32 protein-coding genes are annotated in these 24,288 nt (G+C 43.2%); 1 reads left to right on the top strand and 31 read right to left on the bottom strand.

Annotated features, from left to right (window positions below):
• Positions 1–13: 13 nt before the first annotated feature.
• The 5 genes from T472_RS13535 to T472_RS13515 all read right to left on the bottom strand — a co-directional run bounded on the left by T472_RS13535 (position 14) and on the right by T472_RS13515 (position 2,088).
• Entirely contained in the window at positions 14–526 is a 513-nt protein-coding gene (locus T472_RS13535; RefSeq protein ID WP_023385165.1) for a phage terminase small subunit P27 family, read from the bottom strand.
• 60 nt (positions 527–586) lie between these two features.
• Entirely contained in the window at positions 587–802 is a 216-nt protein-coding gene (locus T472_RS13530; RefSeq protein WP_023385167.1) for a hypothetical protein, read from the bottom strand.
• A 63-nt stretch (positions 803–865) separates the two neighbouring features.
• On the bottom strand, positions 866–1,075 hold the full coding sequence (locus T472_RS13525; protein WP_023385169.1) for a hypothetical protein: 210 nt from the start codon (positions 1,073–1,075) through the stop codon (positions 866–868).
• A 13-nt stretch (positions 1,076–1,088) separates the two neighbouring features.
• Positions 1,089–1,280, bottom strand: a complete 192-nt coding sequence (locus T472_RS13520; protein ID WP_023385171.1) for a hypothetical protein — start codon at positions 1,278–1,280, stop codon at positions 1,089–1,091.
• Positions 1,267–2,088, bottom strand: coding sequence for a hypothetical protein (locus T472_RS13515; RefSeq protein ID WP_023385174.1), 822 nt, complete (start codon positions 2,086–2,088; stop codon positions 1,267–1,269). The genes T472_RS13520 and T472_RS13515 overlap by 14 nt, the downstream gene beginning before the upstream one ends.
• A 151-nt stretch (positions 2,089–2,239) precedes the next feature.
• Between T472_RS13515 and T472_RS13510 the strand changes: the two genes are divergently transcribed.
• Entirely contained in the window at positions 2,240–2,488 is a 249-nt protein-coding gene (locus T472_RS13510) for an AbrB/MazE/SpoVT family DNA-binding domain-containing protein (RefSeq protein ID WP_023387911.1), read from the top strand.
• A gap of 25 nt (positions 2,489–2,513) precedes the next feature.
• On the opposite strand, the gene T472_RS13505 is transcribed toward T472_RS13510, so the two are convergent.
• The 26 genes from T472_RS13505 to T472_RS13385 form a co-directional block, all read right to left on the bottom strand.
• Positions 2,514–2,825, bottom strand: coding sequence for a hypothetical protein (locus T472_RS13505; RefSeq protein ID WP_023387910.1), 312 nt, complete (start codon positions 2,823–2,825; stop codon positions 2,514–2,516).
• Positions 2,825–3,016: a hypothetical protein gene (locus T472_RS13500; RefSeq protein WP_023387909.1), complete on the bottom strand. Its 192-nt coding sequence runs from the start codon at positions 3,014–3,016 to the stop codon at positions 2,825–2,827. Before T472_RS13500 ends, T472_RS13505 begins: the two co-directional genes overlap by 1 nt.
• Before the next feature lie 107 nt (positions 3,017–3,123).
• Entirely contained in the window at positions 3,124–3,612 is a 489-nt protein-coding gene (locus T472_RS13495) for a gamma-glutamylcyclotransferase family protein (RefSeq protein WP_023863645.1), read from the bottom strand.
• A 139-nt stretch (positions 3,613–3,751) separates the two neighbouring features.
• Entirely contained in the window at positions 3,752–4,675 is a 924-nt protein-coding gene (locus T472_RS13490) for an amidoligase family protein (RefSeq protein ID WP_023863644.1), read from the bottom strand.
• A gap of 105 nt (positions 4,676–4,780) precedes the next feature.
• Positions 4,781–6,067, bottom strand: a complete 1,287-nt coding sequence (gene dcm, locus T472_RS13485; RefSeq protein ID WP_052011821.1) for a DNA (cytosine-5-)-methyltransferase — start codon at positions 6,065–6,067, stop codon at positions 4,781–4,783.
• The gene (locus T472_RS13480; protein ID WP_040907660.1) at positions 6,003–7,259 is read right to left on the bottom strand and encodes a site-specific DNA-methyltransferase; all 1,257 of its coding nucleotides are present in this window, start codon (positions 7,257–7,259) and stop codon (positions 6,003–6,005) included. Before T472_RS13480 ends, dcm begins: the two co-directional genes overlap by 65 nt.
• Positions 7,260–7,569: 310 nt before the next feature.
• Positions 7,570–7,938 carry an HNH endonuclease gene (locus T472_RS13475; RefSeq protein ID WP_023383359.1) on the bottom strand — a complete coding sequence of 123 codons (369 nt, stop codon included), beginning with the start codon at positions 7,936–7,938 and terminating at the stop codon, positions 7,570–7,572.
• A gap of 205 nt (positions 7,939–8,143) precedes the next feature.
• Positions 8,144–8,566: a DUF1492 domain-containing protein gene (locus T472_RS13470; protein WP_023383358.1), complete on the bottom strand. Its 423-nt coding sequence runs from the start codon at positions 8,564–8,566 to the stop codon at positions 8,144–8,146.
• Complete coding sequence (locus T472_RS13465) at positions 8,566–8,799, bottom strand: hypothetical protein (protein WP_023383357.1); 234 nt, start codon at positions 8,797–8,799, stop codon at positions 8,566–8,568. The genes T472_RS13470 and T472_RS13465 overlap by 1 nt, the downstream gene beginning before the upstream one ends.
• Positions 8,796–9,227 (bottom strand): DUF7768 domain-containing protein, encoded by a 432-nt coding sequence (locus tag T472_RS13460; protein ID WP_023383356.1) that lies wholly within the window; start codon positions 9,225–9,227, stop codon positions 8,796–8,798. The genes T472_RS13465 and T472_RS13460 overlap by 4 nt, the downstream gene beginning before the upstream one ends.
• Positions 9,228–9,231: 4 nt before the next feature.
• The gene (locus tag T472_RS13455) at positions 9,232–10,632 is read right to left on the bottom strand and encodes a DEAD/DEAH box helicase (protein ID WP_023383355.1); all 1,401 of its coding nucleotides are present in this window, start codon (positions 10,630–10,632) and stop codon (positions 9,232–9,234) included.
• Complete coding sequence (locus T472_RS13450; protein ID WP_040907657.1) at positions 10,604–10,894, bottom strand: VRR-NUC domain-containing protein; 291 nt, start codon at positions 10,892–10,894, stop codon at positions 10,604–10,606. The genes T472_RS13455 and T472_RS13450 overlap by 29 nt, the downstream gene beginning before the upstream one ends.
• Before the next feature lie 456 nt (positions 10,895–11,350).
• Entirely contained in the window at positions 11,351–13,792 is a 2,442-nt protein-coding gene (locus T472_RS13445; protein WP_023383353.1) for a virulence-associated E family protein, read from the bottom strand.
• A gap of 18 nt (positions 13,793–13,810) precedes the next feature.
• Positions 13,811–14,125: a helix-turn-helix domain-containing protein gene (locus tag T472_RS13440; RefSeq protein WP_023383352.1), complete on the bottom strand. Its 315-nt coding sequence runs from the start codon at positions 14,123–14,125 to the stop codon at positions 13,811–13,813.
• Between the two features lie 9 nt (positions 14,126–14,134).
• Complete coding sequence (locus tag T472_RS19785) at positions 14,135–14,308, bottom strand: hypothetical protein (protein WP_023383351.1); 174 nt, start codon at positions 14,306–14,308, stop codon at positions 14,135–14,137.
• A 48-nt stretch (positions 14,309–14,356) separates the two neighbouring features.
• Positions 14,357–16,312: a DNA polymerase gene (locus T472_RS13435; protein WP_023383350.1), complete on the bottom strand. Its 1,956-nt coding sequence runs from the start codon at positions 16,310–16,312 to the stop codon at positions 14,357–14,359.
• 33 nt (positions 16,313–16,345) lie between these two features.
• Positions 16,346–16,879, bottom strand: a complete 534-nt coding sequence (locus T472_RS13430; protein WP_023383349.1) for a DUF2815 family protein — start codon at positions 16,877–16,879, stop codon at positions 16,346–16,348.
• A gap of 109 nt (positions 16,880–16,988) precedes the next feature.
• On the bottom strand, positions 16,989–18,125 hold the full coding sequence (locus T472_RS13425; protein ID WP_023383348.1) for a DUF2800 domain-containing protein: 1,137 nt from the start codon (positions 18,123–18,125) through the stop codon (positions 16,989–16,991).
• Complete coding sequence (locus T472_RS13420) at positions 18,122–18,490, bottom strand: hypothetical protein (RefSeq protein WP_023383347.1); 369 nt, start codon at positions 18,488–18,490, stop codon at positions 18,122–18,124. The genes T472_RS13425 and T472_RS13420 overlap by 4 nt, the downstream gene beginning before the upstream one ends.
• Positions 18,483–19,703, bottom strand: coding sequence for a methionine adenosyltransferase (gene metK / locus T472_RS13415; protein WP_023383346.1), 1,221 nt, complete (start codon positions 19,701–19,703; stop codon positions 18,483–18,485). The genes T472_RS13420 and metK overlap by 8 nt, the downstream gene beginning before the upstream one ends.
• A 14-nt stretch (positions 19,704–19,717) precedes the next feature.
• Positions 19,718–19,966, bottom strand: a complete 249-nt coding sequence (locus tag T472_RS13410; RefSeq protein ID WP_023383345.1) for a hypothetical protein — start codon at positions 19,964–19,966, stop codon at positions 19,718–19,720.
• A gap of 93 nt (positions 19,967–20,059) precedes the next feature.
• On the bottom strand, positions 20,060–20,605 hold the full coding sequence (locus T472_RS13405) for a sigma-70 family RNA polymerase sigma factor (protein WP_023383344.1): 546 nt from the start codon (positions 20,603–20,605) through the stop codon (positions 20,060–20,062).
• Positions 20,606–20,986: 381 nt separating this feature from the next.
• Positions 20,987–21,556, bottom strand: coding sequence for a DUF1492 domain-containing protein (locus tag T472_RS13400; protein WP_023383343.1), 570 nt, complete (start codon positions 21,554–21,556; stop codon positions 20,987–20,989).
• A gap of 246 nt (positions 21,557–21,802) precedes the next feature.
• Positions 21,803–22,630: an ImmA/IrrE family metallo-endopeptidase gene (locus T472_RS13395; RefSeq protein WP_023383342.1), complete on the bottom strand. Its 828-nt coding sequence runs from the start codon at positions 22,628–22,630 to the stop codon at positions 21,803–21,805.
• A gap of 520 nt (positions 22,631–23,150) precedes the next feature.
• Positions 23,151–23,549 (bottom strand): helix-turn-helix domain-containing protein, encoded by a 399-nt coding sequence (locus T472_RS13390; protein ID WP_023383341.1) that lies wholly within the window; start codon positions 23,547–23,549, stop codon positions 23,151–23,153.
• A gap of 196 nt (positions 23,550–23,745) precedes the next feature.
• Positions 23,746–24,042 (bottom strand): hypothetical protein, encoded by a 297-nt coding sequence (locus T472_RS13385; protein WP_040907654.1) that lies wholly within the window; start codon positions 24,040–24,042, stop codon positions 23,746–23,748.
• Between the last annotated feature and the right edge of the window lie 246 nt (positions 24,043–24,288).

Below are 24,288 nucleotides of genomic sequence, written 5' to 3'. Positions count from 1 at the left end.
TCCTCCTTTCAAATTATTCGTCCTTACTCTTTTTCAGAATGTCCTCCGCCTTTGGTACATTTGAAAGCAGCTCTTCCATGGCATCACCCTCGATGGTGTTCCCACTGTTATTGATGTTGAGTCTACTTCTGGCCGATGGGCTTAGCCCAAGCTCTGAGCAGAAGTTTCTCATCTGTTTAAGGTTTTGCTGGGCAATGGACACTTGAGGAATCTGCTGAATATACCCTGAAGCGGTCTTTAAAATGGATCCATGCTTTGAGATGAATTCCTCTGCTTCTTTCCATCTAGCGTAGGCTTGACAGTACCCGGCAAAGGCAGCCATATCCACCTCCGTAAGTAGTCCCATGGCTTCCAGCTCTTTTGATAGCCTTCTCCATTCTTTCTTGGCATCCGGTTCCAGCCATGACGGGCACTTGGGTGCTATCTGTTTTGGTTTCGGTTCGTTCTTATTCAGTGGTCGTTTGCCTGGATTACCTTCCAGCTCTTTGACCGCTGTAGGTTTTGGTGGTCTTCCTCTACCTGCCATAACTTTCACCTCCTTCATTTACTGCAAAGAAAAAGAGCCATTTTCAGGCTCCAAATGTTATTAATTTACTTTGTTTATGTCGACTTTAATTTCTTCAACTACCCATCCTGTGAAGCTCTTGAGCCATTCTTTTGAAAACTTCTCAGCCATCTCTTCGGTGTCCCAGTAGCAGGCTTCGTCAAAATCAAAGGTCCATTTTGGGTGGCCATCCCACATGCTGAGGTATAGCTTCTTACCCGCTTTCGTTTGCATCGTTACCGTGTAGAAAATCTCCATTCCTTTCGCCTCCTTCGTTTTGGTATATACATATATCACTCTGAAGGCTAAATTAGTCAAGGATTACTTCCCACGGATTCCTTTATAATTAAAGTTCCCTTTTCGAATCTCTTCATGATCTGCTTCCACGGCCCTTTTGTATTCAGGGTCTTTTGTTTCCTTCTCTTTGCAACTCATGCAGATGCACTGCTCATTGAACATGGACATGATTCGCCCACCTTCTAAGCTACCACCGCAGCGGTCACAATACTTCTGACTAAAAAATCGATCCATCTACTTACACCTCCTACTCCACATTTACATAGTCCATGAGCATAGCAAGTGCCTCATCGTAGCTCTTGGCTTCAGTTGTTATTCGCTTTACCATCTCATCTGCCTTTTCAGGCTCCCCAGCTTCCTTTAGGGTTCGTGATACAATCCCCATGAGATTAAAGATGTTTCCATCCTCTCCGATGAGTCTGCATTTAGGTTTCATCATTTTCATCCACCTTTCTAAAAGCCCCGCTTCCTTCCAGGTGCTTTAGGAGTGTCTTTCTGGTTTCCTTATACTCCGGTCCATTCATCCCGATACGAATCAGCCAGGTTCTAAGGGCATACTTTGGATTATCATCTTGGGCCTGTTTGTAGGATGCGCGGTTTAAGGTTCTTCCGTAGTTCGCTATGAGAACACATAAATCCTGAAGCGCCTTGATCCTTTCTGGATTCAAGTTTGAGCTGTGAAGTTTGAAGGTGAACGTCTTCTCATTAAAATCAATCTGAAATCCTGGACACCTGTTTGTCCCCAGTTCTTCAAGGGCTTCTTTAAGTCCCTCTAAATCCTTAATCTCTGGCTTGTTCAGGTCTTCAGCAAACCCATCATCCATGAAGGCTTCCTCTGTTTCAAAAGCCATCATAATAAGTCGCTGCTTGCTGTAGAGCATGTTGATGATATTCTTCAGGCTATCAGCTGTATGCTCTTCAAAGTTCAGTTTAACTTCAACCCCACTAAGTTCTTCTAGCAGATTAGTCGATTCAGCATTTTGAGCTGCCTCATCAGTTTCAGTTTGATTCATCTGCACTTCATCACTTTCCTCTTGATCAGTCAGTGGCTCTGGCTCCAATTGTTGATTCAGGATTTCTTCCATTGTGATGGGCTCTCCATCGCCTCTCGTAATACCACCATGTCTGTCAATGGTGTAAACTTCATTTTCTGTTCTGATTTCATAAGCAAAGCTTGGAACACTAAGGTACTTAGGTTTCACGCCAAAGTGCTCGCCCAGTTGTTTGATCATTTCTTTCCGGTCCATATTCATACCTCCTTCGTTTTGGTACTTACATATATCACTCTAAACACAGGATATAGCAAGTGATATATTTTTATTTTTGGAATTGGAAGCTCTACCATTGAATTGGTAATTTCTTTCATATACCATAGTAGTAACAACCTAGGAGGTGCAAATGAAATCAACAGGCATTGTTCGGAAAGTTGATCAGCTTGGAAGAATCGTCATCCCAAAAGAACTAAGAGACACACTCGGCATCGATCAGAAATCACCACTTGAGATTTTCACCAGTGAAGATACCATTATCCTCGGCAAGTACGAGCCACAGTGTGCAATCTGCGGCAATGCAAAAGGTACACGTGAATTCAAAGGAAAGCTCATCTGCAATAATTGTATTGCCTATATCAAAGAAGCAGGCCGCTAAGCCTGCTTTTTGCTTTCTTCAGTTTTTAAAGTTCAAGACCAGTGTAACGAGGGTAATCATAACCTTCCGTATTTACCAGGACCTTCTCTCCTGTGTCGATATTTACGACTCTGATGCATCTGATCTTACCGTCTTGGTCCATCCCACCATCTTCATGAGAAATCCAAGGCTGATCTTTGAAAAAGTCCTGTGCAAAATCTCTGAACTCCGCATCCTTTAGAATCACTTCTCTCGTGATGGTGTATGGCTGACCTTTCTTTCCTTCTTTGATGGCTTGGTGGGTGAGTTCTTTAAGCTCTACTAGATCACAAACTTTTCTACCGAATAATGCTTTCATCACTTTCCCCCTCCCACTCTTTTGAAGTACCCTGTTTCCAGAAATTCCTCCATCTCACCGGGTGTGTAGATCAGGCATTCATTATCAGCTTCTTCAATGGGTGCTAGGATAAAATCCCGATCCCATTTCCCAGCGATTTCATAAACCTTACCACTTCTGTTTTCAAACCTGTCTTTCTTCTGAATCATCATTTCTTTGACCTCCTTGCATTTTGTTTGCTTTTGGTACTACCATATATCACTCTAAAGCTACATAAATGCAAGTCTTATATTGAGAAATGATGTATATTTTCTAAGGCTTATAGAAATTTCGGCGGGTACTTCTTAATGGCTTTTTCACTGATGGCCAGAGCCTCTTCTATAAATGTTTCATCAAATCCGGCAGCCTTATAACCTTCTTTCACAGTTTCTAGATAACTTCTGCTTGGAAGGTTGAGATGGATCCTATCTAGAATCTTATCGGTCATGATGTACACCATGGCTGTAATGACCGTTCCATCCTCTAGAGTTACTTTCACATCTTCTTTTTCATAGAACCTCGGATAGCCCTCGTAAAAGTCCAGTGCCTTTTCATCTTCAGGCTCAAGTTCCCAAACAACCACCGGGACTTTACCACCACGTTTTTTCTCAATGGTGCAGTAGGCGTTTTCCATCTGACCTTTAAATAGTAGACGATATCCTTTTAGCATCCCTTTTCCATAGACCTTAGCCGCCTTGCACCTCATTACCATTTGACCGAGATTGAGATTAGACCCATAGGCCACGTTTAGTCTTTTTTCCACTTTCATCATCACTTCATCCTTTCTTAAAGAGCGGTTTATCCCCCTCAGCTTCGCCCGTGTGGGCTTTTGTTTGAAGATGGGAACCCTTCTACCACCTTAAGAGCGGTCTCCCGCTCGATGGGCTTGAAGGCGCCGCCTTTTTTATCTATGCGACTGTACGAAATCTCCAGGCTGCACTGCCATCCAGGTGCTTGCAAAGGTGCTCTCTGCAGTTCTTGAAGTCGTCTCCGATAAAGCCGATTCGGTTAAGCCAGGTTCTCATGGAGAACTTTGGGTTTTCAATCTGTGGCTTCTTGCTGCTGGCACTCTTTTGAGTCAAGGTCTGATGGTTCATCGCAAGGCTTAAGGCAACGTAGCTTCGAATCTTTCCTGCGTGGAGGGTTCCGTTGAATCCCCTAAGTTCAACCGTTCCGCATCCGTTAAAAAGGCTGTGAAGGTTTAGAAAATGGTATCGGCTTTCATGGTAGTGTCTTTCTCTTCTCTCACTGTAGTCTTGGTACCAGATGTCTTCAATCTGCTTCATGGTGGTTGGCTTTTTCTTGTTCATCCTTTCAACAAGGCTTTGGTCCATTTTTTTGCAGTAGTGCATCCTTCTTCTCTCTATCTGAAGGGCATCGTATAAAAGGTCGTTTCTTGAGTAGATGATGTTCATGAAGTTTCTGATGGACCTTGGTGTGTGGTCCCTGCCGTCCAGGTGGATGTGAATCCCTGTGCAGTTTTGCTGTTCTGAAAAAGCTCCGGCCTTCCTGAGTTTTCTCACAATCTCCTGAAGGTTTGCCATGTCCTTTTCGTAGGTTAGGATTGGGCTGACCAGTTCGACGCTATATTCTTTTGAGGCTGAAACCTTCTGGCCGCCTGATTTCTTTTGAGTGGTTATGCTTCCGTCATACATCACTTTCCACTTTCGTCCATCTGGGGCTGTGATTCTGAAGGTTCCGTAGTAATCGTGAAGCTCCTCGAGGCTACCACCTAAATGCTCTGCTACAATCTTAGCTGCTTTTCTTCTTGTGATTCCTGTAAATTCAATCTCGATGCCGAAGTTGCTCTTTAAAAAATCCTTGTTTGCCATGGTATTTTCCCCTTTCTCATTTAGGTGTGTTTCTTTGGTCATGTACATATATCACTCTAAACGAGATATATAGCAAGTTAATTATGAGGAAAATACTGTATTTATTTATACATCCTTATCCGTTCCAAGAGATAGGGCCACTGCATATGCCACATTCACCGTTACTGCATTTCCAGCTTGTTTATATAGTTGTGCATCGGAATTGACGGCTCTTGCTTTTTCAAACATCTCATCCGAAAACCCCTGAAGCCTGAAGCATTCTTTCGGTGTAAGCCTTCGAATGCGAAGTTCACTGGAAAGGGTACCCTGCATGCATTGGGTATCCAAGGTTTGAGCGATCTTCTTTCCGACTCGCCCCCGCCTGGTGTTGCTTCCAGGAAATGAAAGGTTGATACTATCTCCTTTTTCAGCTTCTGCATACCCTTTCTTGGTAGCTTCTTTGATTGCAACACCGTGACGATCTTGAGAAGTCAGTGTGAACATAGGCTCATCAGAATTCTTCATTCTTCTGCCATTTTGTCTTTTATTAAGTCTCTCCGGCGTAAGTACAGGATGTGCTTCCAGTACACCACTGTTCATAGCTGTTCTGTTAGTTATCCCCGCAGTATATCTAGAAGTGATGCAGCGAGACTCTTCCGTGAGTTTAGTCTTCTTTGTTGACTGGTCGATAAAATACAATCCGGTTTTTGCTCCGGCTCCACCGGCATTACTGGCTAGAGTGCAGGATACCCCTTCAGTACTCATTACCCGATACCCTTGAGGACCCGCTATAATTTGCTTAATAGCTGCTCCGTTTTCTCCTTCGACAGGTAATATTTCTCGTCTACCTCTGCTTCTAAGATTTGCGACAACAAACACCCGCTCCCTGTTTTGGGGGACTCCGAAGTTTTTAGAGTTAAGCACTTGCCACATTGCATCATACCCTGCTTCATCCAGCTCAGAGAGAACGGTGGCAAAATCGAATCCAGAATTAATTGATAGCAGGTTTTTAACGTTCTCAATGAGTAGGAATGTGGGTTTATCTTCTTCTTTTTTGCCTTTGACAAGGTCAATGATGCTGAAATAGATTCCACTTCTTTCTCCTCTAAGTCCCTTTTGCTTTCCGGCAACTGAGATGTCCTGGCATGGGAATCCAAAACACCAGATGTCTGCATAGGGGATTTCATCTGATTTAAGTTTGGTGACGTCATCCGCAAACCACTCTCCTTCCGTATCAAACATAGCCTTATAGCTTCTAACAGCGTATTTATCATATTCACAAAATCCAATGCACTTATGCCCGGCAAGTTCCAGCCCCATTCTGAATCCACCAATACCCGAACAAAAATCAAGGAAGTTCATGCTCTGCACTCCCTTCCCTATTAAAATCTTTATATGCGATTTTTTCGCCATCCCGAAGTACATATACATCATCGTCTGTTCCTAACTGCTCAATGTATCTTTTTGCAATGACTGTGGCATACTTAGGATCGAGTTCTAGTGTATATGCGGTTCGGTCAATCTGCTCACAGGCAATGAGTGTAGAACCGCTGCCACCAAATAGGTCCATGACAATTCCGTTGACCTGGGATGAGTTCTTGATTGGGTAGCAAAGAAGCGGTACCGGCTTCATGGTTGGATGTTCACCGTTCTTCTTTGGCTTATCGTAGTTCCATACTGTGGTCTCAGATCTTCCGGTGAACCATTTGTGCTTTCCACCTCTAAGCCATCCGAAGAGAATCGGTTCATGGATCCAGTTGTATGGGCTTCTGCCAAGAACCAGAGAATTCTTCTTCCAGATACAGACGCCACTTAAGTGGAAGCCTGCCTCAATGAATGCCCTTCTAAAATTGAGTCCTTCTGTGTCCGCATGAAAAACATAGATGGATCCACCAGGTGCAGTATGCTCCGCCATATTCTTAAAAGCTGCAAGCAGAAAACTGTAGAAGGTGTCGTTATCCTGCTTATCGTTTTGGATTTTAAGACCGCTGGCGCTTTCGAAGTCCACATTGTAAGGCGGGTCCGTAAGAACTAGATTGGCCTTCTTTCCATCCATAAGCTTTTCTACATCTTCTGGTTTCGTTGCATCACCACAAATCAGACGGTGTCTTCCGAGGAGCCATACATCTCCGGGTTTAACAAAGGCCGCTTCCTCTAATGCTTTATTCACATCGTAATCATCATCTTTTGCATCCTTATCATGAACCTGGCTAAAGAGGTCTTCAATCTCTGCAGCATCAAATCCGGTAAGAGTCACATCAAAGTCCTGTGCTTCCAGATCTTTTTTCAGATCAGCCAGAGCTTCAAACTCCCAATCGCCTGTGACTTTGTTAAGAGCCACATTGAGCGCTTTTTCCCTCTCAGAACTCATCTTAACAATGACACATTCAACTTCAGTATGGCCTTCTGCCACCAGCACCTTATATCTTTGATGGCCCCCGACAATATTGCCAGTCTCTTCATTCCAGATGATTGGCTCCACATACCCGAACTCCGTCATGGACCTTTTCAGCTTTTCATAAGCAGGATCTCCGGGCTTTAAATCTTTTCTTGGGTTATACTCTGCCGGGTTGATATCCGTTACCGGCACTTTTCTTATAATCATGTCCTGTTTCATCAAATTCCCTCCGTTTCTTGGCATTAAAAAAGCCCTAGACCGAGGTCTATAGGCTAAAACTCATAAAATATTATAGAAAAACACCTGTTTTTCAAGGTTGTAATGAATTCACTTTGACTTAGTTTCTTGTTTATTAATGGGTCGCTACATCCCACTATTTATGCGGTTTTCAGGGAATTATCTCCCTTTGAATATTGCGCATAAATTTCGGGATATACCCCCCTTTGGATTTTCGCGATTTTTCACAGAAGACCCTGGCGCGTTGTCGCCCGGCCACTTCTGTAGAGATTGTGACCCCCTACCCTCTCGTGGGTTTTGGATTGTTTCCAAAGCCTCCATCTTCTTCAGCGGTCTTCTTGGAGTGACAACTTTTACAAAGTGGCTGCCAGTTGTTTTTGTTCCAGAAGAGCTTCCGGTCACCACCGTGTGGTTTGATGTGGTCCACCTCAGTTGCCGGGGTGAGTCTTCCTTCTCTCTCGCAGTGAACACACAGGGGATGCTTCTTAAGAAACTCCTTGCTGGCCTTTCGCCACTGGTAGGTGTACATCTTTGAACTCCTGTCGTTCTGAACCCTAATCATTTCTTTCTTGTGCTGCTCACAATATCTATCATGGGTCAGCGACTGACACCCAGGATAGTTACAGATGCTCTTTGGTTTCCAGGGCATCAGCTTCACCTCCCGTTTTTCCCTTAAGAAAGGTATAGAAAAAGCTCCAGTTCATTAACCAGAGCTTGGGATCCAAGAATGCTGCGTTTCCTAAGAATCGAATCGATATAGCTTAGGCGTATGCTACAGCATATGGTGTTCTCGGATTTTCTATACCTTTACACCATATACTATAACACTTAAGGGTACTGCCCTTCTATGCCCTTTACTGCCCTCTTGATCTGACACGCTCAAATTGCTTAAGGGCTTTGCCATGAACTTTAAAGACCGTCCGATTATTGTATTTTAACTCCTGAGCAATTTCCTCCCAGTTCTTCCCGTTTAGATAGCGCATCTCAAGTAGTAGTTGGTAATTGATATCCTCCATTCTGTTAATGGTATCTTGAATCTCTTTCTTAAGTTCAATCAATCGGACAAAGTCAGCGTTGATCTCACCTTCAAGATCAATAACTTTTACGATAGTGCTTCCCATCTTACTCTTCTCAACATTGCCACCTGAAATCTTTTCCTCAGCAAAACTCGATGTAACCTTCATAGATAGACTCTTCAATGTTTCCAACTGTTCCAATTTACTTAATATCATCTGGTCAAGCCACAGAGCCTGTGACAAATATTCCTTTGCATTCATCAGTCCACCTCCAATTCGTCTAGCAGACTCATCTTTCCTCCGTAATAAAGATCCATGATGTTCTTTTTAGCAGCAGGATCTAATGAGTTAATTCTTCTAAAGACTTTCTTTTGATCTTCAGACGCTTGAACTTTCGTCTTGAAAAATGAGCAACCATCACCTTCACACTTTTTAACCTTCAGGACGCCGCACTTCCCGTTTCGGTAACCAAAACACTTCTTCTCATCTATCATCGAGGGACACCTCCCGTTTCTTCACACTCGTTGGTAAAATATCTAATTGGTATGTTCCATCTCTTCGCTCTGGCAATCTCCACACTCATCCCTGATGAGATTCTGTTTCCAAAGACCCAAAGCTCGTGACATTTACTTAAGAGCACAAGTCCCATATCAATCCCAAGCTGTCGTTCTTCAGGATCATCTTCCTCAAGAAACTGTGGGTACATCAAATGTGGAATGATAGGTACTGCTTTCTCAGTCACTGCAAATCTTCCATACCTTCTTGCCCTTCTGGTGTTTCCTTCGATGTCACCGGCAAAGGGACTGCAGATGAACACGATCTTCTTTTTCTTTCTTTGCTTTTCTTCTTTTTCAATATTGGTTAACGCTTCATAAACTGTCGGGTCATGATAGCCTTCAGCATTAAATTTATTTACACTCATTTCTTTATCCTCCGTTTCTCAAGTTTTCTATTCTAGCCTTGACCGCTTCAATCAAAGCGTTCTGACCGGTGTCTTTATTATCAAGTGCCATCATCACTCTATGATCAATGGTATCTTTGGCTAGAAGATGATGGATCACCACCGTTTGCTTCTGACCTTGCCGCCACAGTCTGGCATTGGCTTGTTGGTAAAGTTCAAGACTCCAGGTGACACTAAACCAAATGATGGTGGAGCCACCCTCTTGAAGATTGAGTCCATGCCCTGCTGATGCCGGATGGCAAAGGGCGATCTTCATTTCTCCCCTGTTCCATCTGGCAATGTCATCTGAGGTGTTGATGTCTCCCGCATCAAATCTCTCTTTGATTCGATCACGCTCATGTCTGAATCCATAGTAGATCAGGACCGGTTTTCCATTGGCTGCTTCAACAAGATCCTCTAAAGCATCAAGCTTCCTGTCATGAATCTGGTGTACATCTCCATACTCGTCATAGACTGTTCCACCAGACATCTGTAGGAGCTTATTGGAAAGCACTGCCGCATTGGCAGCATCCACATCACTGTCCTCAAGAGGAAGAAGAAGATCTCGTTCAAGTTTTCGGTAGAGCTTCATTTCCTTTTCTGAAAGCTCCACTTCTGCTTTGTTGAAGATGATCTCCGGCATTTTGAGATACTCTTGAGCTTTCATACTGATACAGATATCAGAAATCTTGTCGTAGATTTTTTCCTCTGCATCATCGTTCAGGGCATAGTCCGTAGGTATACCGCCATTCACATATTTCTGTGGGTGGAAGTATCTACTGCGGTATCCACTGAAAGTTCTTCCAAGCCTCTCGCCACCATCCAAAAGATAGATTTGACTCCAAATATCTAAGAGGCCGTTGGGAGCTGGCGTTCCAGTCAGCCCCACAATTCTCTTGATTTTGTGTCTGACCTTCTTAAGCGCCCTGAACCTTTTAGCTGATGGTGATTTAAAGCTTGAAAGCTCATCGATAATCACCATATCAAAGGGCCATTCGTTTTTATAAAAGTCCACGAGCCACGGAACATTCTCCCGGTTGATGGTATAGATATCCGCTTTCTTGTAAAGGGCCATGGTCCGGTCCTTTGCACTACCAAGAACCCTCGATACCCTCAAGTTCTTCAGATGTTTCCACTTCAGAACCTCATCCAGCCATGTGGTGTTTGCCACTCGGAGTGGTGCAATCACTAGGACCTTGGATACTTCAAACCGATCATGCAGTAGATCCACAAGAGCAGTCAATGTGATCACACTCTTACCAAGTCCCATGTCCAGGAAAAGCCCAGCAGATGTTTTCTCCAAAATGAACTCAGTGCAGTGGGTCTGATATTCGTGAGGGTGATACGGTAGTCTTGATTTAGGTAGTACGACTTCTGGCAATCCCATCCACCACACCTCCTATGTCATCTGGATGGTCTAGGCAATAAACCAAAAACCCTAGCCCTTCCAGCTCACCTTTTCGCTTTATCTGATTGGGTCTCATCTTCTTTCCTAGCGCCTTTACTTCAACAAATCCTGCTCTGCCACCAGGCAAAAGCACTAACCTGTCAGGCACTCCATTTATTCCAGGGGAGATAAACTTAAAAGCTCTTCCACCTCTTCTTTTCACTTCTTTTACGAGCATCAGCTCAAGTTCTTTTTCAGTCATGTCTTTCACCTCAATTTCTGTTGCTTTCCCTATATGTTTGAAGCGCCAATCCAAAGCTCACTTCAAGCTTCAAATCTCACAACATCTCTTCAAATTTCATAATTTATGTTTACACATCATCTTTAAAAGCTGGTGGTCTAAAAAGGTGGTAGATAGTGCTTTAAAACTCTTACGCGCGTAGGTGGTCGAATTACTTATTATTCTTATAATCTTAAAACTTCAATATAGTTATCTACCACTTCTACCACTACCGTACTGAACACCTTGATTTTCAAGGGTTTTCGTCGGTGGTAGATGTCGGTGGTATAAAGCTTTTTAGACTACCACTTACCACTTTCACACTTTCGGCTTAGACCACTTGGTGATACCATCTACCACCAAATAACTGTCCATCGACCACCTTTTGATTGACTCCTTCTTTTGATTGACCTACTTTTAGGCTTTACCTGCTGTAGTTTACTCATTTTCAGATTCAGTTTCTTCTCCTTCATCTCGGACAAAGGCTCTTTGAGAATCATAAATCGGGAACTTGATATTTCCTCGCTTGTTTCCGTCATATCGCTTCCAGCCACCAATCCTCATAAGAATCGCTTCTATTTCATAAGAGTCTGTTCTACGAATGGTGTTTCTCTCCTTACCGAAGCACTCGCACCAAATTTCAATGCAGCACACCTTATCTCTTCGATTGGCTCCTTCTGGAATGGTTTCACCAAACTCGCTCTCACCGGCTAGATAGCTGCGTCTTTCATAGATGTCCATCTTGTGCCACTTATCAGGAAGTGGCTTTTCAAGATACTGCTCCACCAAACCTTCACGGTCATCTGCTTCCATGGCATCACGCTGTTCTTCATAGGCCATCTTCTCTTCGTCACCAATAAGGATAAGCGGTTCACCGGCTTTATACTTTTCAAGGGCTTCTGCCCATATCTGATCGATGTCCGTCATCTCCCAGACCTTTTTCTTTCCGTGATTGACCCTTACCGGCCAGAATCTTCTGTTTCCGGTGACGTCTCTCAAGAAGCCACTGGTGCTGTTGGTACTTCCGACGATAACACTCTGTCTCGGATGACTTTCAACATTGATGCCATAGCTTTGTCTGAACTTATCATCCGTTCTGGTAATGAAAGACTTCACCGTCTCTACATCGATCTTTCGAAGGCCAGCAAGCTCGCCTAGCTCAAGGATCCAATAGCCTTGAAGTTTTTCTGCTCCTGCTTTATCGCGCATGTCAGATACGGTTAAACTGTCTGAGAACCACTTCCCACCAAGTTTTGCAAAGAAGGTGGATTTTCCGATGCCCTGTGGTCCATTGAGAACCAGAATATAATCAAACTTGATGCCTGGTTCATAGATACGAGCAACTGCTGCCACTAAGGTTTTTCTCATGATAGCCCTTGTGTACGGGTTATCCTCTGCGCCAAGATAGTCGATAAGTAGACTATCAAGCCTCTCGGTTCCGTCCCAAACCGGCAGTCCTTCCAGATAATCTTTGATAGGGTGAAACACTCGCTCCGATGCCGCTGTTAACAAGGCATCCTTAATCTTTGCCGGTGACCAGATGCCGTAATGCTTATCAAAGTACATCTTGAGGTTGGCAAGGTCCGAGTCATTCCATCCTGGTTTGACCTGCTTCCAGGGAAGCTTCCCGTTGACATCTAGCAGATGTGTCATCTGGTTATAAGCCACACCTTTAAGTCTTGGATCGTTTCTGATGATTGTCAGGATGTTGGTCGGTGTATCTTTTACCGTTCCGTTTTTATTCAGTTCAAGTTGTAGCTGCCAGGAGAGATCCTCGTCTTCATCAATCTCTTCTTTTTCATCTTCTTCGGCATCAAAGTCATCTTCTTCCCTTTCAAACTCCTCTTTCATTTCCTCTTCACGCTCTTTTGCAAGCTGCTTTCTTACCTTTTCATCTGTCGTGCAAAACTCAAGCATAGCCTTCACTGACGGGAGCTGCTTCTTTTCGTCCGCTCCTTCATCTAGTTCACCGAAGCGGTGAATCCTTACAAGGTCAAAGGCATTATACAAATGGCCACATGCAGGGTCTGTCGCATGATGGGAGTATGCATATTTTCCGCTGTAAATCACAACGCCTGCTGTGGAATCTGCCGGGATATAGTCATAACGCTCAGGCATGACACTTGGCTGGTACACATCTGAGAGAAATACCTCGATGGCTTCTTCAATGGTGTAGCTCCTGCAGAAAGCACCAATCAGCCCTTCCTTTCTGATGGGATCCTCCTGCTTTTTCATCAGCCTGTCTAACAGCTTTGTTTGCCTTGATGACACCGGCCACGTTGATGAGTCCTGCCAGTTGTCGTATAGTTTTAGGATGCTATCAGGGTTTAGGAAGCTCCCTTTGATTTCTTCAAAGAAGTATTCTCCATCACTGGATGTGCTTGGCCAGTACATGAGCCGATTGGGTTCGTAGGTGGTATCATCAAATAGCTCGATACCAATTTCTTTGGCGATTCGTCTACTGACCGCTTGATACTCATCTGCTGTCACTGTTCTTGATAATGGAATGATCAGCCTAAGTCTAGGCTTCTCCGGTGTATGTTTATGGGTGGAGTAGATCACTGCTGCGTATCCATAGAGCATCTCCATGTTCTCAGCTATAGCCACTGCATCATCTGCATGGTCCATATCAAGGCTTAGCATGGAACGGTTAATGACACTGGATTTGGTTCTTCTTCCGTCTTTCAGCTGACCGGCTACAAATCCGCCCACATCTTTCACATTGTCCTGTTGGTACTTCTTCATTTTTTTGTATTCTTCTTGGGTTTCACTTGTGACGGTGGTTTGGGAGAGTCGTTTTGCAAACTCCTCCCAGGACACCGTCTGTTCTTTCCAAACTTTATCTTTACGGCTGTTGCCTGTTGAAATAATAAATTTCATGGCGTCCTCCTTCTATTGCTATTGTTTTTTGATTAAAACAAGGTCATAATCATCGAAACTATAAATTACCTCTGCGTGTACTTGAAGACTGCTACCCTTAATAGAATGAATCTCGTCTGCTGGTTGAGGAGACTTATTCTCTGAAAGACCGAGAAGGTAATCAACAGACTTATTTAGTACTCTTGATAAGTGTGCCATTGCATCAAACTTCGGCTCTCTTTTTCCGGTTTCCCACATGCCGACGGTTCCGTTTGAAACTTTAAGAATTTCCGCTAACTCCACTTGTGTTAGTCCCACTTCTTTACGAGAAGTCTTTAATCTTTCAGAAAACATCGCAACCTCCTACTCTATACAATCCGGGCAAATATCCACCCATTCCCCTTCGACTCTCTTACTCTTCCATCCGATGTCTTCTCTGGCATCTATAGCATCTTGGAAGCTATCAAACTCATCATCTGTTCCCGCTCCGCATATATCACAAATCAAAGTGTATTTCCCGTACTCTTTTGAAATCATCTATCTTTCCTCGCTTTCTGTTCATTTCTCTTCAGGTGAAGATCTTTGCTAATCCTTCTGATAAAAGTCGCATTCATAACCGTCTGCATCTAGAGGTAACCCTTCCGACCATTTGGGACTTTCGCTCATGATGCTGCACACTTCTTCTACGCTGGACTCGCCCATAGGCACTTCACAGATTACCTCGTCGTGCACATGAGCGACAATGGCAAACCCTGCTTTATCAAGTCTTAGCATGGCCTCAGCCAGAAGATCCCGTGATGCGGCTTGAACAATATTCTCTACAATCTTTGGTCCGTAGGTTTCGATCCTCTCCCACTTTTTCGTGGTTCCAATGCCTTCATAGGTCAGACCCTCTCGTCCGAATTTATTCAGCATCAGCTTTGGCTTCACATAGACCAGGTCACGACCTGAAGGTAATGTGACAAAAAGCATGCCGCTTTTATAGGTGAAGATAATGCCATACGTTCTAGTCCGGGTTCTCTCCTTCACTGCCTTGATGGCCATCTTGTCCACTTCCCACCAGAAGTTCACGATGTGGGGATTGGCTCTACGCCAGTTATCAATCAGCCCTTGCAGCTCATGTTCTTCCACACCCATCTCCAAGGCACCCATGGACTTAAGTGCTCCAACGCCTCCGCCATAACCACAGGCAAGTTCAGAGATTTTACCCTTTTGCCTCAGTGGACTGCCCTTTGTGATATCTTCAAGCGAGACATGAAACATCTGTGAAGCAGATGCCTCATAGATCTTTCCATGGGACTGGAATACTTCAAGCCGCCATTTTTCACCGGCGAGCCAGGATAGGACCCTCGCCTCTATGGCTGAAAAGTCTGCTACAATGAACCGATGACTTTCTTTTGGTATAAAGGCGGTTCTAATGAGTTCTGACAGTACCCCAGGTGTATTTCCAAAGAGCATCTGCAGATCATCAAAGCATCCTTCTTTCACTAGATCCCTAGCAAGCTTAAGGTCTACAAGGTGGTTCTGTGGGAGATTTTGGACTTGTACCAGCCTTCCGGCAAACCGGCCTGTTCGATTGGCGCCATAGAACTGAAAGAGTCCATGGACTCTGCCATCTGAACAAACTGCCCTTTCGATGGCTTCATATTTTCTGACACTGGTCTTGGCCATGAGGAGCCGAAGCTTTAATGCTTCTTCCACTTCCCCTTCCGTTTCTGAGACCAGCTCTTTTACGTTTTTCTTTGATAGACTTTCCACTTCCACGCCACGCTCCGATAACCAATCCTTAAGTTGTGATACAGAGTTTGGATTTTCGAGACCAGTCAGTTCATAGGCTCTTTCTGTTGCAGATACGGTAAACTGCTTATCACAGGAGATGGCCTGCATCACGAAATCCATATCCGCCCTAAAGCCTCGATCATTAATTCGTTGGTCCAGTTCATAGAGGGCTTGTTCTGATTCTGGTATTGGATAGTCTTTGATCTTTTTTCTGATTTCCAGTTCAACTTCTACGTCTCTGATGTTGTACTGCTTAAATAGCTCCCATTTGTCCGGTGCATCTGACGGAAGGTTTCTGGTTCTCCCACCATTGGCTGCGGTTGGCTTACAAGGAATACAGAAGTATCTGATCAGTGGTTTTCCCTCTGACATCTTTTGTGCGTCTAGTCTTAGCACCTTTGCTACTCCCTCAAGGTGGAGAGGAAGCCCAAGCATTGCTGCCTGAACCTCACTGCACCGCCATGAAGATGGATTAAGATACACTTCCTTATCAAGCTTTCGACTGAAATATCTCATAAGAGCGACCCTTTCGAAGTTGGCATTAAAGGCAGTCTTGATAATGTCTTCACTTAGAATGGCTTCTGTTATTTTCTCTGGAATATCTTCACCACTGGCCAGATCAATCAGCTGAACAGGACCTTCATCAATGCTGTAGGCAAAGAGTAGGATGTCGAAGTTTGGACTATCGGTGTAGCGGTAAACACCACACTTTCCAAGGTCAATATCTGAAAATGTCTCAATGTCTATGGATAAAATCTTCATGGGCTTACCACCTCCTCTCCGTCTTCTTTACTGCTAAGCCAAGAAATCATCGTCAGCTTCAATCTCAAAGTCATCCTCAGCTCGACTCATGCCACCCAGTGGCTCTCCGTCCTTAAGTTTCTGCACGTTCCCAAGTCCCGCTGCTATTCCACGGTTTCCATTGACATTGAAGGCATATAGGTTCAGGCTTACTTTCCCATAACAGCCTGAGTAGACTTCACTTCTATCAAGAATGGCTTGAATCTTCCCATCCACTACTTGAGGTGCGTTCTTTGAATTGGCGTTGATAAAATAGCACCCTTCATATGCCGGATCATCTGGCCTGTCGATATCGCCATCACGAAGTGGCGTTTTAAGATTTGTTGGAACCTTGCCACCAAACTTTGGCGCACCTTCCTGCTTAGCTGCCTCAATTGCCTTCAAAATCGCATTTACTGTCTTCTTGTCTGACTTTGGAATGATGACTGAAACGCTGTACTTAGGGTCACTTCCATTGATACTTTTAGGTTCAAAAACATTCACATAGCTTAATCTTCCAGGTACGACTACTTTCGTTTCTTTACTCATGATAAAATCCTCCTAAAATTTGTATTGGTTTGCTCTTTTGAGCTTGGTTACAATAATCGATTGATGCTTCATAACGCTCGAATGTTCATAAGCGTTCATAAATCTTGATCTAATCTTCCACCTGAAACTCTGCATGGATAGGATCCACAGCTTGACGCTTGTCTGTTTCATGTACCAGGGTGAGTTTCCCCTTTGGTTTTTCTACTAAGTTTCCAAGGATGTCATTAAACTTCTTCTTGCCCATGAGCTTCTCCATCTCTGTGATGGTAATTAAGCTCTGTTTGAAGATGTCTGTATAGCCTGCTTCCTTCGCAGTCTCAGCAACTGCAGTTTCATCCGTGAACTTCCTTCTGGTTCTTCCTTCGACCAGTTTGAACCCATCCCACTCTCTGCCTTCATTGATGGCAAGCGCTGTGGCGTATGTGTAGATATCTCCCGCCCATTTAGCAAGTTCATCTGCAAGACCGATGATTTCAGCAATTTCCTCATCAGCTAAAAGTGCAGGATCCTGAAACTCATACTTTAATAGTTCAAGATTTTTCACAGCCCTAGCCCTGCACTGATTCTTTGCTCTACAGAATCTGCAATGATCTCCGGCGCAGAACTCTCCACCACCGGTACTAGCCAGTAATGCTTTGGGTCTTAATTCTTCTTCAGCCCATTTCAGCAGTTCTTCCACTGTGATTTCCCAAGTAGAGAAGTTATCTACTCTTGGCTGGACGATGGCCATGGACACTTTCTCGATGTCATAAAGCATGTCGAAAAGGGATAAGGCTCCAAGTGCGTAGAGCATCATCTGTGGGTTCTTTTCTGCTGATACGATGACACCACGTCCGTATTTCAAATCCACCACATGTAGGGTTCCATTTCCAACGACAACCAGGTCGCCGGTCCCGAATCCTTCAGGTACGTAATCGCTGAAGTCCAGCTTCTGCTCTATTAAGATTTGAAGGTCAGAGCAGTTCTCTTTTGAACTCTCAATCAGTTCTAGGCAATACTCCACATACAGATCAGTCATCTCATCCATTTCGTCCGAGTGATATGGACTTGTCGGTTTTTTAGATCGCATCTTCAGAGCTTTCTTTAGCTTGTGTTCAGCCAGGTCATGAGCTGCTGTTCCCTCTTCAGCAAAGGTACTCGTCTCATTTGGAAACTGCTTCTCTAATTGAGCGGATGGTGGACAGTTCATCCACCGGTGCGCCCCTGATGCTGAATAGATGGAATGGGTATTATATGATCCACTCACTTTAGCTCACCCACTTCCTTTAGGGCAGCTGCATAATGCTTAGGATCCAGAGACGAGAGGTTATTGGCTCCATACTTTGTGATGATGGCTTTCACCGCCTCTCTATGACCGTCTCTGCTTTTATCTGCCATAGCTGCTCTGACTTCTTCCAAGGTTGGTTGTTTTTCTTCTGGATCTTCAACCGATGCTTCACCAACTTCAGGTTCTTCCACCTTTGCCTTGGCCTTTGATTTCTTTTTAGTTGGTTCTTCGTTGGCTTCATTTGCTACTTCATTTGATTCCATGGCATGTACCAAAGTCTCTATACTCTCAGCCAGTGACTTAAGATCACTGACAACTTCCAGTGCGAGTTTGATTTTACTCATCCTTCGATTCTCCTTTCTTCTTAAAATAGTCATTAGCCAACTCTCTAAGAATTGGCACCAGGTCCTTCATCTCCCAGGGTGTGTTTCTTTCTTCACCGTCCAGCGACATCTTCTCTCTACCAAAGTGACCGTAAGCTGCAAACTGTCTGTATATTGGCCGTCTCAATCCAAATGACTTGATGATGGTGCCGGGTCTCATGTCAATTAGAGCTTTGATAATCTCCGTGAGTACCTCATCCGGCAGTTTTCCTGTACCAAAGCTGTCTACCTTAAACGACACGGGCTTGGCCACACCAATAGCGTAAGACACCTGCACCTCGCATTCCCTAGCAAGACCTGCTGCGACAATGTTCTTTGCGATGTATCTGGCAAGATATGCTCCTGAGCGGTCTACCTTCGTTGGATCCTTTCCTGAGAAAGCGCCACCGCCATGACGTCCCTTGCTTCCATAGGTATCAACGATTATCTTTCTGCCAGTCAGACCTGAGTCAGCAGCTGGACCACCAAGCACGAACCTTCCAGTGGGATTGATCATCACCTTGGTCCTTTCAGTCAAAAGCTCATGTGGGATGACTTTAAGGATAATGTGCTTCGTCACATCTTCTCTCAGCTTCTTGATGTCCACGCCTTCAGCATGTTGGGTGGATACTACAATCGCTTCAATGGATAACGGCTTGTTGTCTTGCCCATATCCTAGCGATACTTGGGCTTTGCCATCTGGTTTAAGGTAAGGAAGTAGCCCTGACCTTCTTGCCTCTGCTAACCTCATGCAAAGCTTATGTGAGAGCACTAATGCTAAAGGCATAAGCTCTGATGTTTCGTCAGTGGCATAGCCAAACATCATACCTTGGTCTCCGGCACCAATTTCCTTCTTATCAACACCCATGGCGATGTCTGGAGATTGTTTGTTGATTGCGATAAGCATTCTATAAAACTCACCATCCGTTGACAGTTCATCTGCTCGGTAGCCGATGTCATAAATCACATTCTTGATCACTCTTTTGTAGTCGATTCTCTTTTCAGTGCTGGTTTCTCCAAACACATAGATGAGTCCATCTGCTGCAGTGACTTCGATTGCCGTTCTTGCTTCTGGGTCCTCCCCTATAATGGCATCCATAATCGCATCGGCCACCTGATCGCAGAGTTTATCTGGATGCCCCTCCGTCACTGATTCAGAGGTAAAGACATATGCTGGATTCTGATTTTCTTTCATTTACTTGCTCCTCTCTATTTCGATTGTTCAGCTTCATCCGTTTCGTGCACTTCCATCTCCGTAATGGAAATGCTTCCGACACTGTCTCCAGGTACTAAAACGACCATCTTGTGTCCGTCTCCGAAGATTGCATTTAGCAAACGGTCACGGAGTGTCACTTTTCTGGCGGCAAGCACCTGGTTAGGATTTGGTTTCTTGATGCCAATCTCCACATGATGCATTGTCTTTGCCTTTTGAAGATTTAAAATGCCTTGTTTACTCATCTCATTTCACCTACCTTTCATATTGAGATTTGAGTTCCTTATCAGTGGCCTCTATATATAGGTCATGGGAGAAACAATAGTTGCCCCCCTAAATCAAAACTTTTTTAATTTTTTACTTAGCTGCTCGATAATACGGTTCATTCTTTTCGTCACAGAAGACTTATAAACGCCATCTCTTCTTGCTACATCAGCCATGGAAAGCCCTCTAAAATAAATGTCCATCACCAGTTCCTGCTGCTGTGGCTCCAAAGCCTGAATAGCTTTTCTTACAGCTTCTTTCTCAAGATTGGCCAGCACCATATCAAGTGCATCTTCATCAGCCATGAGGGTGTCGAATTTGTCGTTCTGGTCTGAGTAGCTGTGGTGGCGCCTGCTCTCAGTCTGATTGTTGTTATACTCAAGTCTCTCTTCGCCTTTGCTGATCACAAGCCATAGCCAGGGTTCTACTCCTTCTGTCTCTGTAATCATCTCTTCTGTGATTTCACACTTTTCATCTGTGGCTTCAAACTCATAAGTGAATGAATCGCACTCACTTAGATCAAATGTGGTTTTCTTTTTACCAACTGCATAAGTGACCTTTCCTTCTTCTGAAATCTCGATAGTTGTAGTAACGCCACCTGTCTTGAATGTTTTGAACATTGTCTGTTCCTCCTTTGAAATAAGTAGTTAGGAGGAAGCACAACCAAAAAGGGCATTAAAAAAGGCCCTAATACGCATCACACGTACTAGGGCCTACTGGCCGAGGGCAAACACACCCATAGAGCATAAATCGCTCCATGGGCATAAAAATAGCCGCTTAGGTTAAGACTCATATAAATCCTAACCCAAGCGGCTATTCTGCCACTATATTCATTTTTTGGACACACTTCCCACTATACTCATTATAGAAGGTCCGAACTGTCAAAACAATTTCAAAAGCCTATCAATTCCCTCTCATTCAACTGTCAATTTCCTATCATTTGACTATCATTATCCTGTCAATCGACTCTCAATAAACTGTCAGTTTTAGTCCGCAAACTTCTATTGAAGCTTGTCCCAGTATTCTTTTAGAGGTGGGATTATGTACCCCCAAAGAGCAATCCCCATGAGTTCAGTTGCTTGTTTCTTATAGCGGTAATAGGTCGACTGGGTCAAGTTCAGCTTACTCATGATGGCATCATCACAGATCACATCTTTATCAATGTAACAGTAAGTGATGATGTCATGGTATACCTGTCCATGCTTTGGATGGGTTTTCAGATGCTTAAGTGCCTTGTCCACGATTTCGATCATCTGCTTGGTTTCCGCTATGCACATAAGCCTGTCTTCAATGGCTTTCTTGTCTTTTGTCAGATCATATTCGTCCAGTTCCAAGCTTAAAAAATCAACCAGTTCAGAGATTCTATCGCTTCCGTACTCCTGTGCTGTCTCTTGAACCTCATATATGGCAGTCTCTATCCTCCATACCACTGTCCGGTAGATGGATAGAAGAAGCTTCGTCTTATGAAATTGCTGTGTTTCTAGTTTCTTTGTTCCCCCCAAAGGCCTCACCCCTTTCACTCCTTTGGAAGACGGTTGTTTTTGGTCCTGTAACTTTGTATCTCTCTGCATTTTTGAGCCTCCTTTTTCAGAATTATCTGTGGCGAAAAGGCTTATTTATATTATATAACCGAACATATGTTCTGTCCAATATAATATTCCCGGTCTTTTCCACAGATGCCTGCAAAGCCATTAAAATCAACGTTTATGGGGTTACAATTAATTTCGTGAGTGAAAATATTGCGTTTACTCATATTTCACCAAATTGCGTAATCGTTGGGTAAAAAAAACTAGCGAACTAGTTTTTCTTTTGTACTATTAGAACAGTCGAAACTGACTATTTTCTTCTTCAAGGGACTTCGTATCTCTTATAAAGCCAAACTTTCTCAGCTTCACATATGCAGCTGATTTAGATACCCCATAGGCATCAACTGTGACTTTCGTCAATTTTTCTTTAGCGAAGAAGCGCTCTTTGAGTCCCGCATCTTCAATTACATACCCTTCAGTTATTCCATTGGCTTTTAAAGTCTCAAGTACTAACGGTACGAATGTCGCCTTTGGCATTGCAATGGCAGATGCAAAATAATCAGCCTGGTGCTCCCGCCATTCTTCAGGTGTTCGATAACCTTTCCACGTTCGGCCAAAACTCTCAATGTCAGACCGCCTACAACATGTCACAGGTTTTATGGGTTCTGTATCACTACTAAAAAGAGAGAGCTGTTCTGCCGGTTCTGAATAAACCATTGGGTGCAACCATAGATGTCCACCTTCGTGTAAACCAGTAAACAGCTCCAATCCTTCTCGACCTTCCTCTGTTACATAATGGTCTAAAACAACTGAGTTCTTTTCAAGGGTCAGGTGCCTTGTACAAAGATTCTCCTGATCGAAGATTTTCAGTCTTTCTTCATTAAAGGCCGTCACCCCGAAGATTTGACCTTCATCCTCGCCATAATAGATGTGCTGATATTCAAGATTTGCACCTAGGTATGATTCAAGAAAATGCTCGTATTTAATTTTTCTTGGCTCTTTAAGGAGTGCCGATTTATAATCCTTCAGCAGCATCTCCGCCAGTTCATCAAGCTCCACGTCCTTGATCACAGGTGTGTTGCTCTTCTTATCTATTTTATTCCACTGGAATTCAATCAAAACTGATCACCACTCTTTCGCATTCTTGTCGGGATAAAGCAACCGCGCCTAATACGGACTTTATTAACAACAAATGTTTGTATTCGGTATTACCTCTTTGCTCCAAAAATATGTCTTTAAAATTCTCTAATAAATAATTTGGTTATATAATCTAACATGAAATAAGTGGTTTAAATTATTTTAAAATATTTTTCAATGGTTCTATTTTTTCTCTACTAGGCTCTTTAAGTTTTTAACTTAGAATTATCGTTTTGAGGGCATATTCACATTTTATATAATTGATCTTCTTTTTTAAGTAGCTCTTATTTTAAGTATTCATAGTTTTGAGTGATTTTCATTTTAATTGATTTTCATTTTTTTAAGTTGGTTTTCATTTAATCGATTTTCATATAGTTGATTTTCTCACTTTAATTTTACTTATCACTTTTAGTTTGGCTTTTCACTTTTTTATTAGCTTTCATTTCTAATTGATCTTCTTTTAAATTATCCATTGCCCATTATAAATTATGTTTTACTCTTTTCATTCGCTAGTATTATTTTTCTTTTCCATATCTCTTATAAACTGTTTCCAATCATCTTCACTTATCTTTCCTGCGTTAGATTTCCTTAAGGCAAGTCTCGCCATATCCCCTATTTCACCATACATCATGATATCTTCGATATCCGATGGCACCTCACCGCGATCTCTAGCTGCAAGGTCATACATCATTGCTTTTTCTTCATCATCGAGATCAAATAGTTCTGCAAACAGTTCCATCTTGTCCTTATCAAAGGGCTTCCTTCTGTTATTTTCAACATCGCTTAGAAATGAAAGAGATATTCCGAGCATTTTAGAAACTTCTTTTAGTGTTAGTTCATCTGGATGTTCTTGTCTCTTCTTCTTAATGAAATCTCCAAACCTAATATACTTTTCTCTCACGATTTGCACCTCCTTTCATTCTGAGGTGAACTGTTGAAAATAATATTCTCTCGTTCATCTTTTATCATTTACTCATATTTCACCTTATGGCGTAATTTTACTACAAAAAAATGTTGTGGTCAATACCCATTTCACAAATTTGCGTAAAATTTTTATTTCGAGACACTATAATCTCTAACCAGACAGGTACAACCTACTATTTGAGCAGCTTAAGAAGATCCTCTAAAGGCTCATACCCTTTGTCGTTAAAGACGTACTTCCGAACCTCTCCATCGATGGTAGCCGTAATCAGCCCCATCACCTGACCTGAGTTCTTCTTAAAGGTCATGGGCAGCTCACCAAAGAACTCGGACCCGAAGGATGATTCAATGAAGTCCAGATCATTGAGATGAATCGTTCTGATAAAGTTCAAAATGTTAAACTTGATTTGTTCTTCCAGACTTAAGTCGCCTGCTTTAAGCATTTTCTTCACTTCTATTTCTGAATACTTCAATTGGCCATCCCCTTTCAAAATCCCTATAAGTTACTTCCTATACTTATCATCAATCACTCTGTAGTTCTCATGATTAATCTTGTCCCATTCATTCTTCTTATACCGCATTCCGCTGCTAGAAATGTATTTATTAATCATTTCGGGGTCATATTCTTTGAAATACTGAGCATCAGCCCAGGCTTTTATTTCTTGATGATCAGGGTGCTTTGAATCCCTATACGCTTCCCCTATGTGTCAGAATGGTTG

Origin of the sequence: Youngiibacter fragilis 232.1, assembly GCF_000495435.3 — a bacterium.
GTDB classification, from domain to species: domain Bacteria; phylum Bacillota; class Clostridia; order Clostridiales; family Clostridiaceae; genus Youngiibacter; species Youngiibacter fragilis.
Note: the sequence above shows the minus strand (reverse complement) of the source record. Positions and strands in the feature narration are given on the sequence as shown.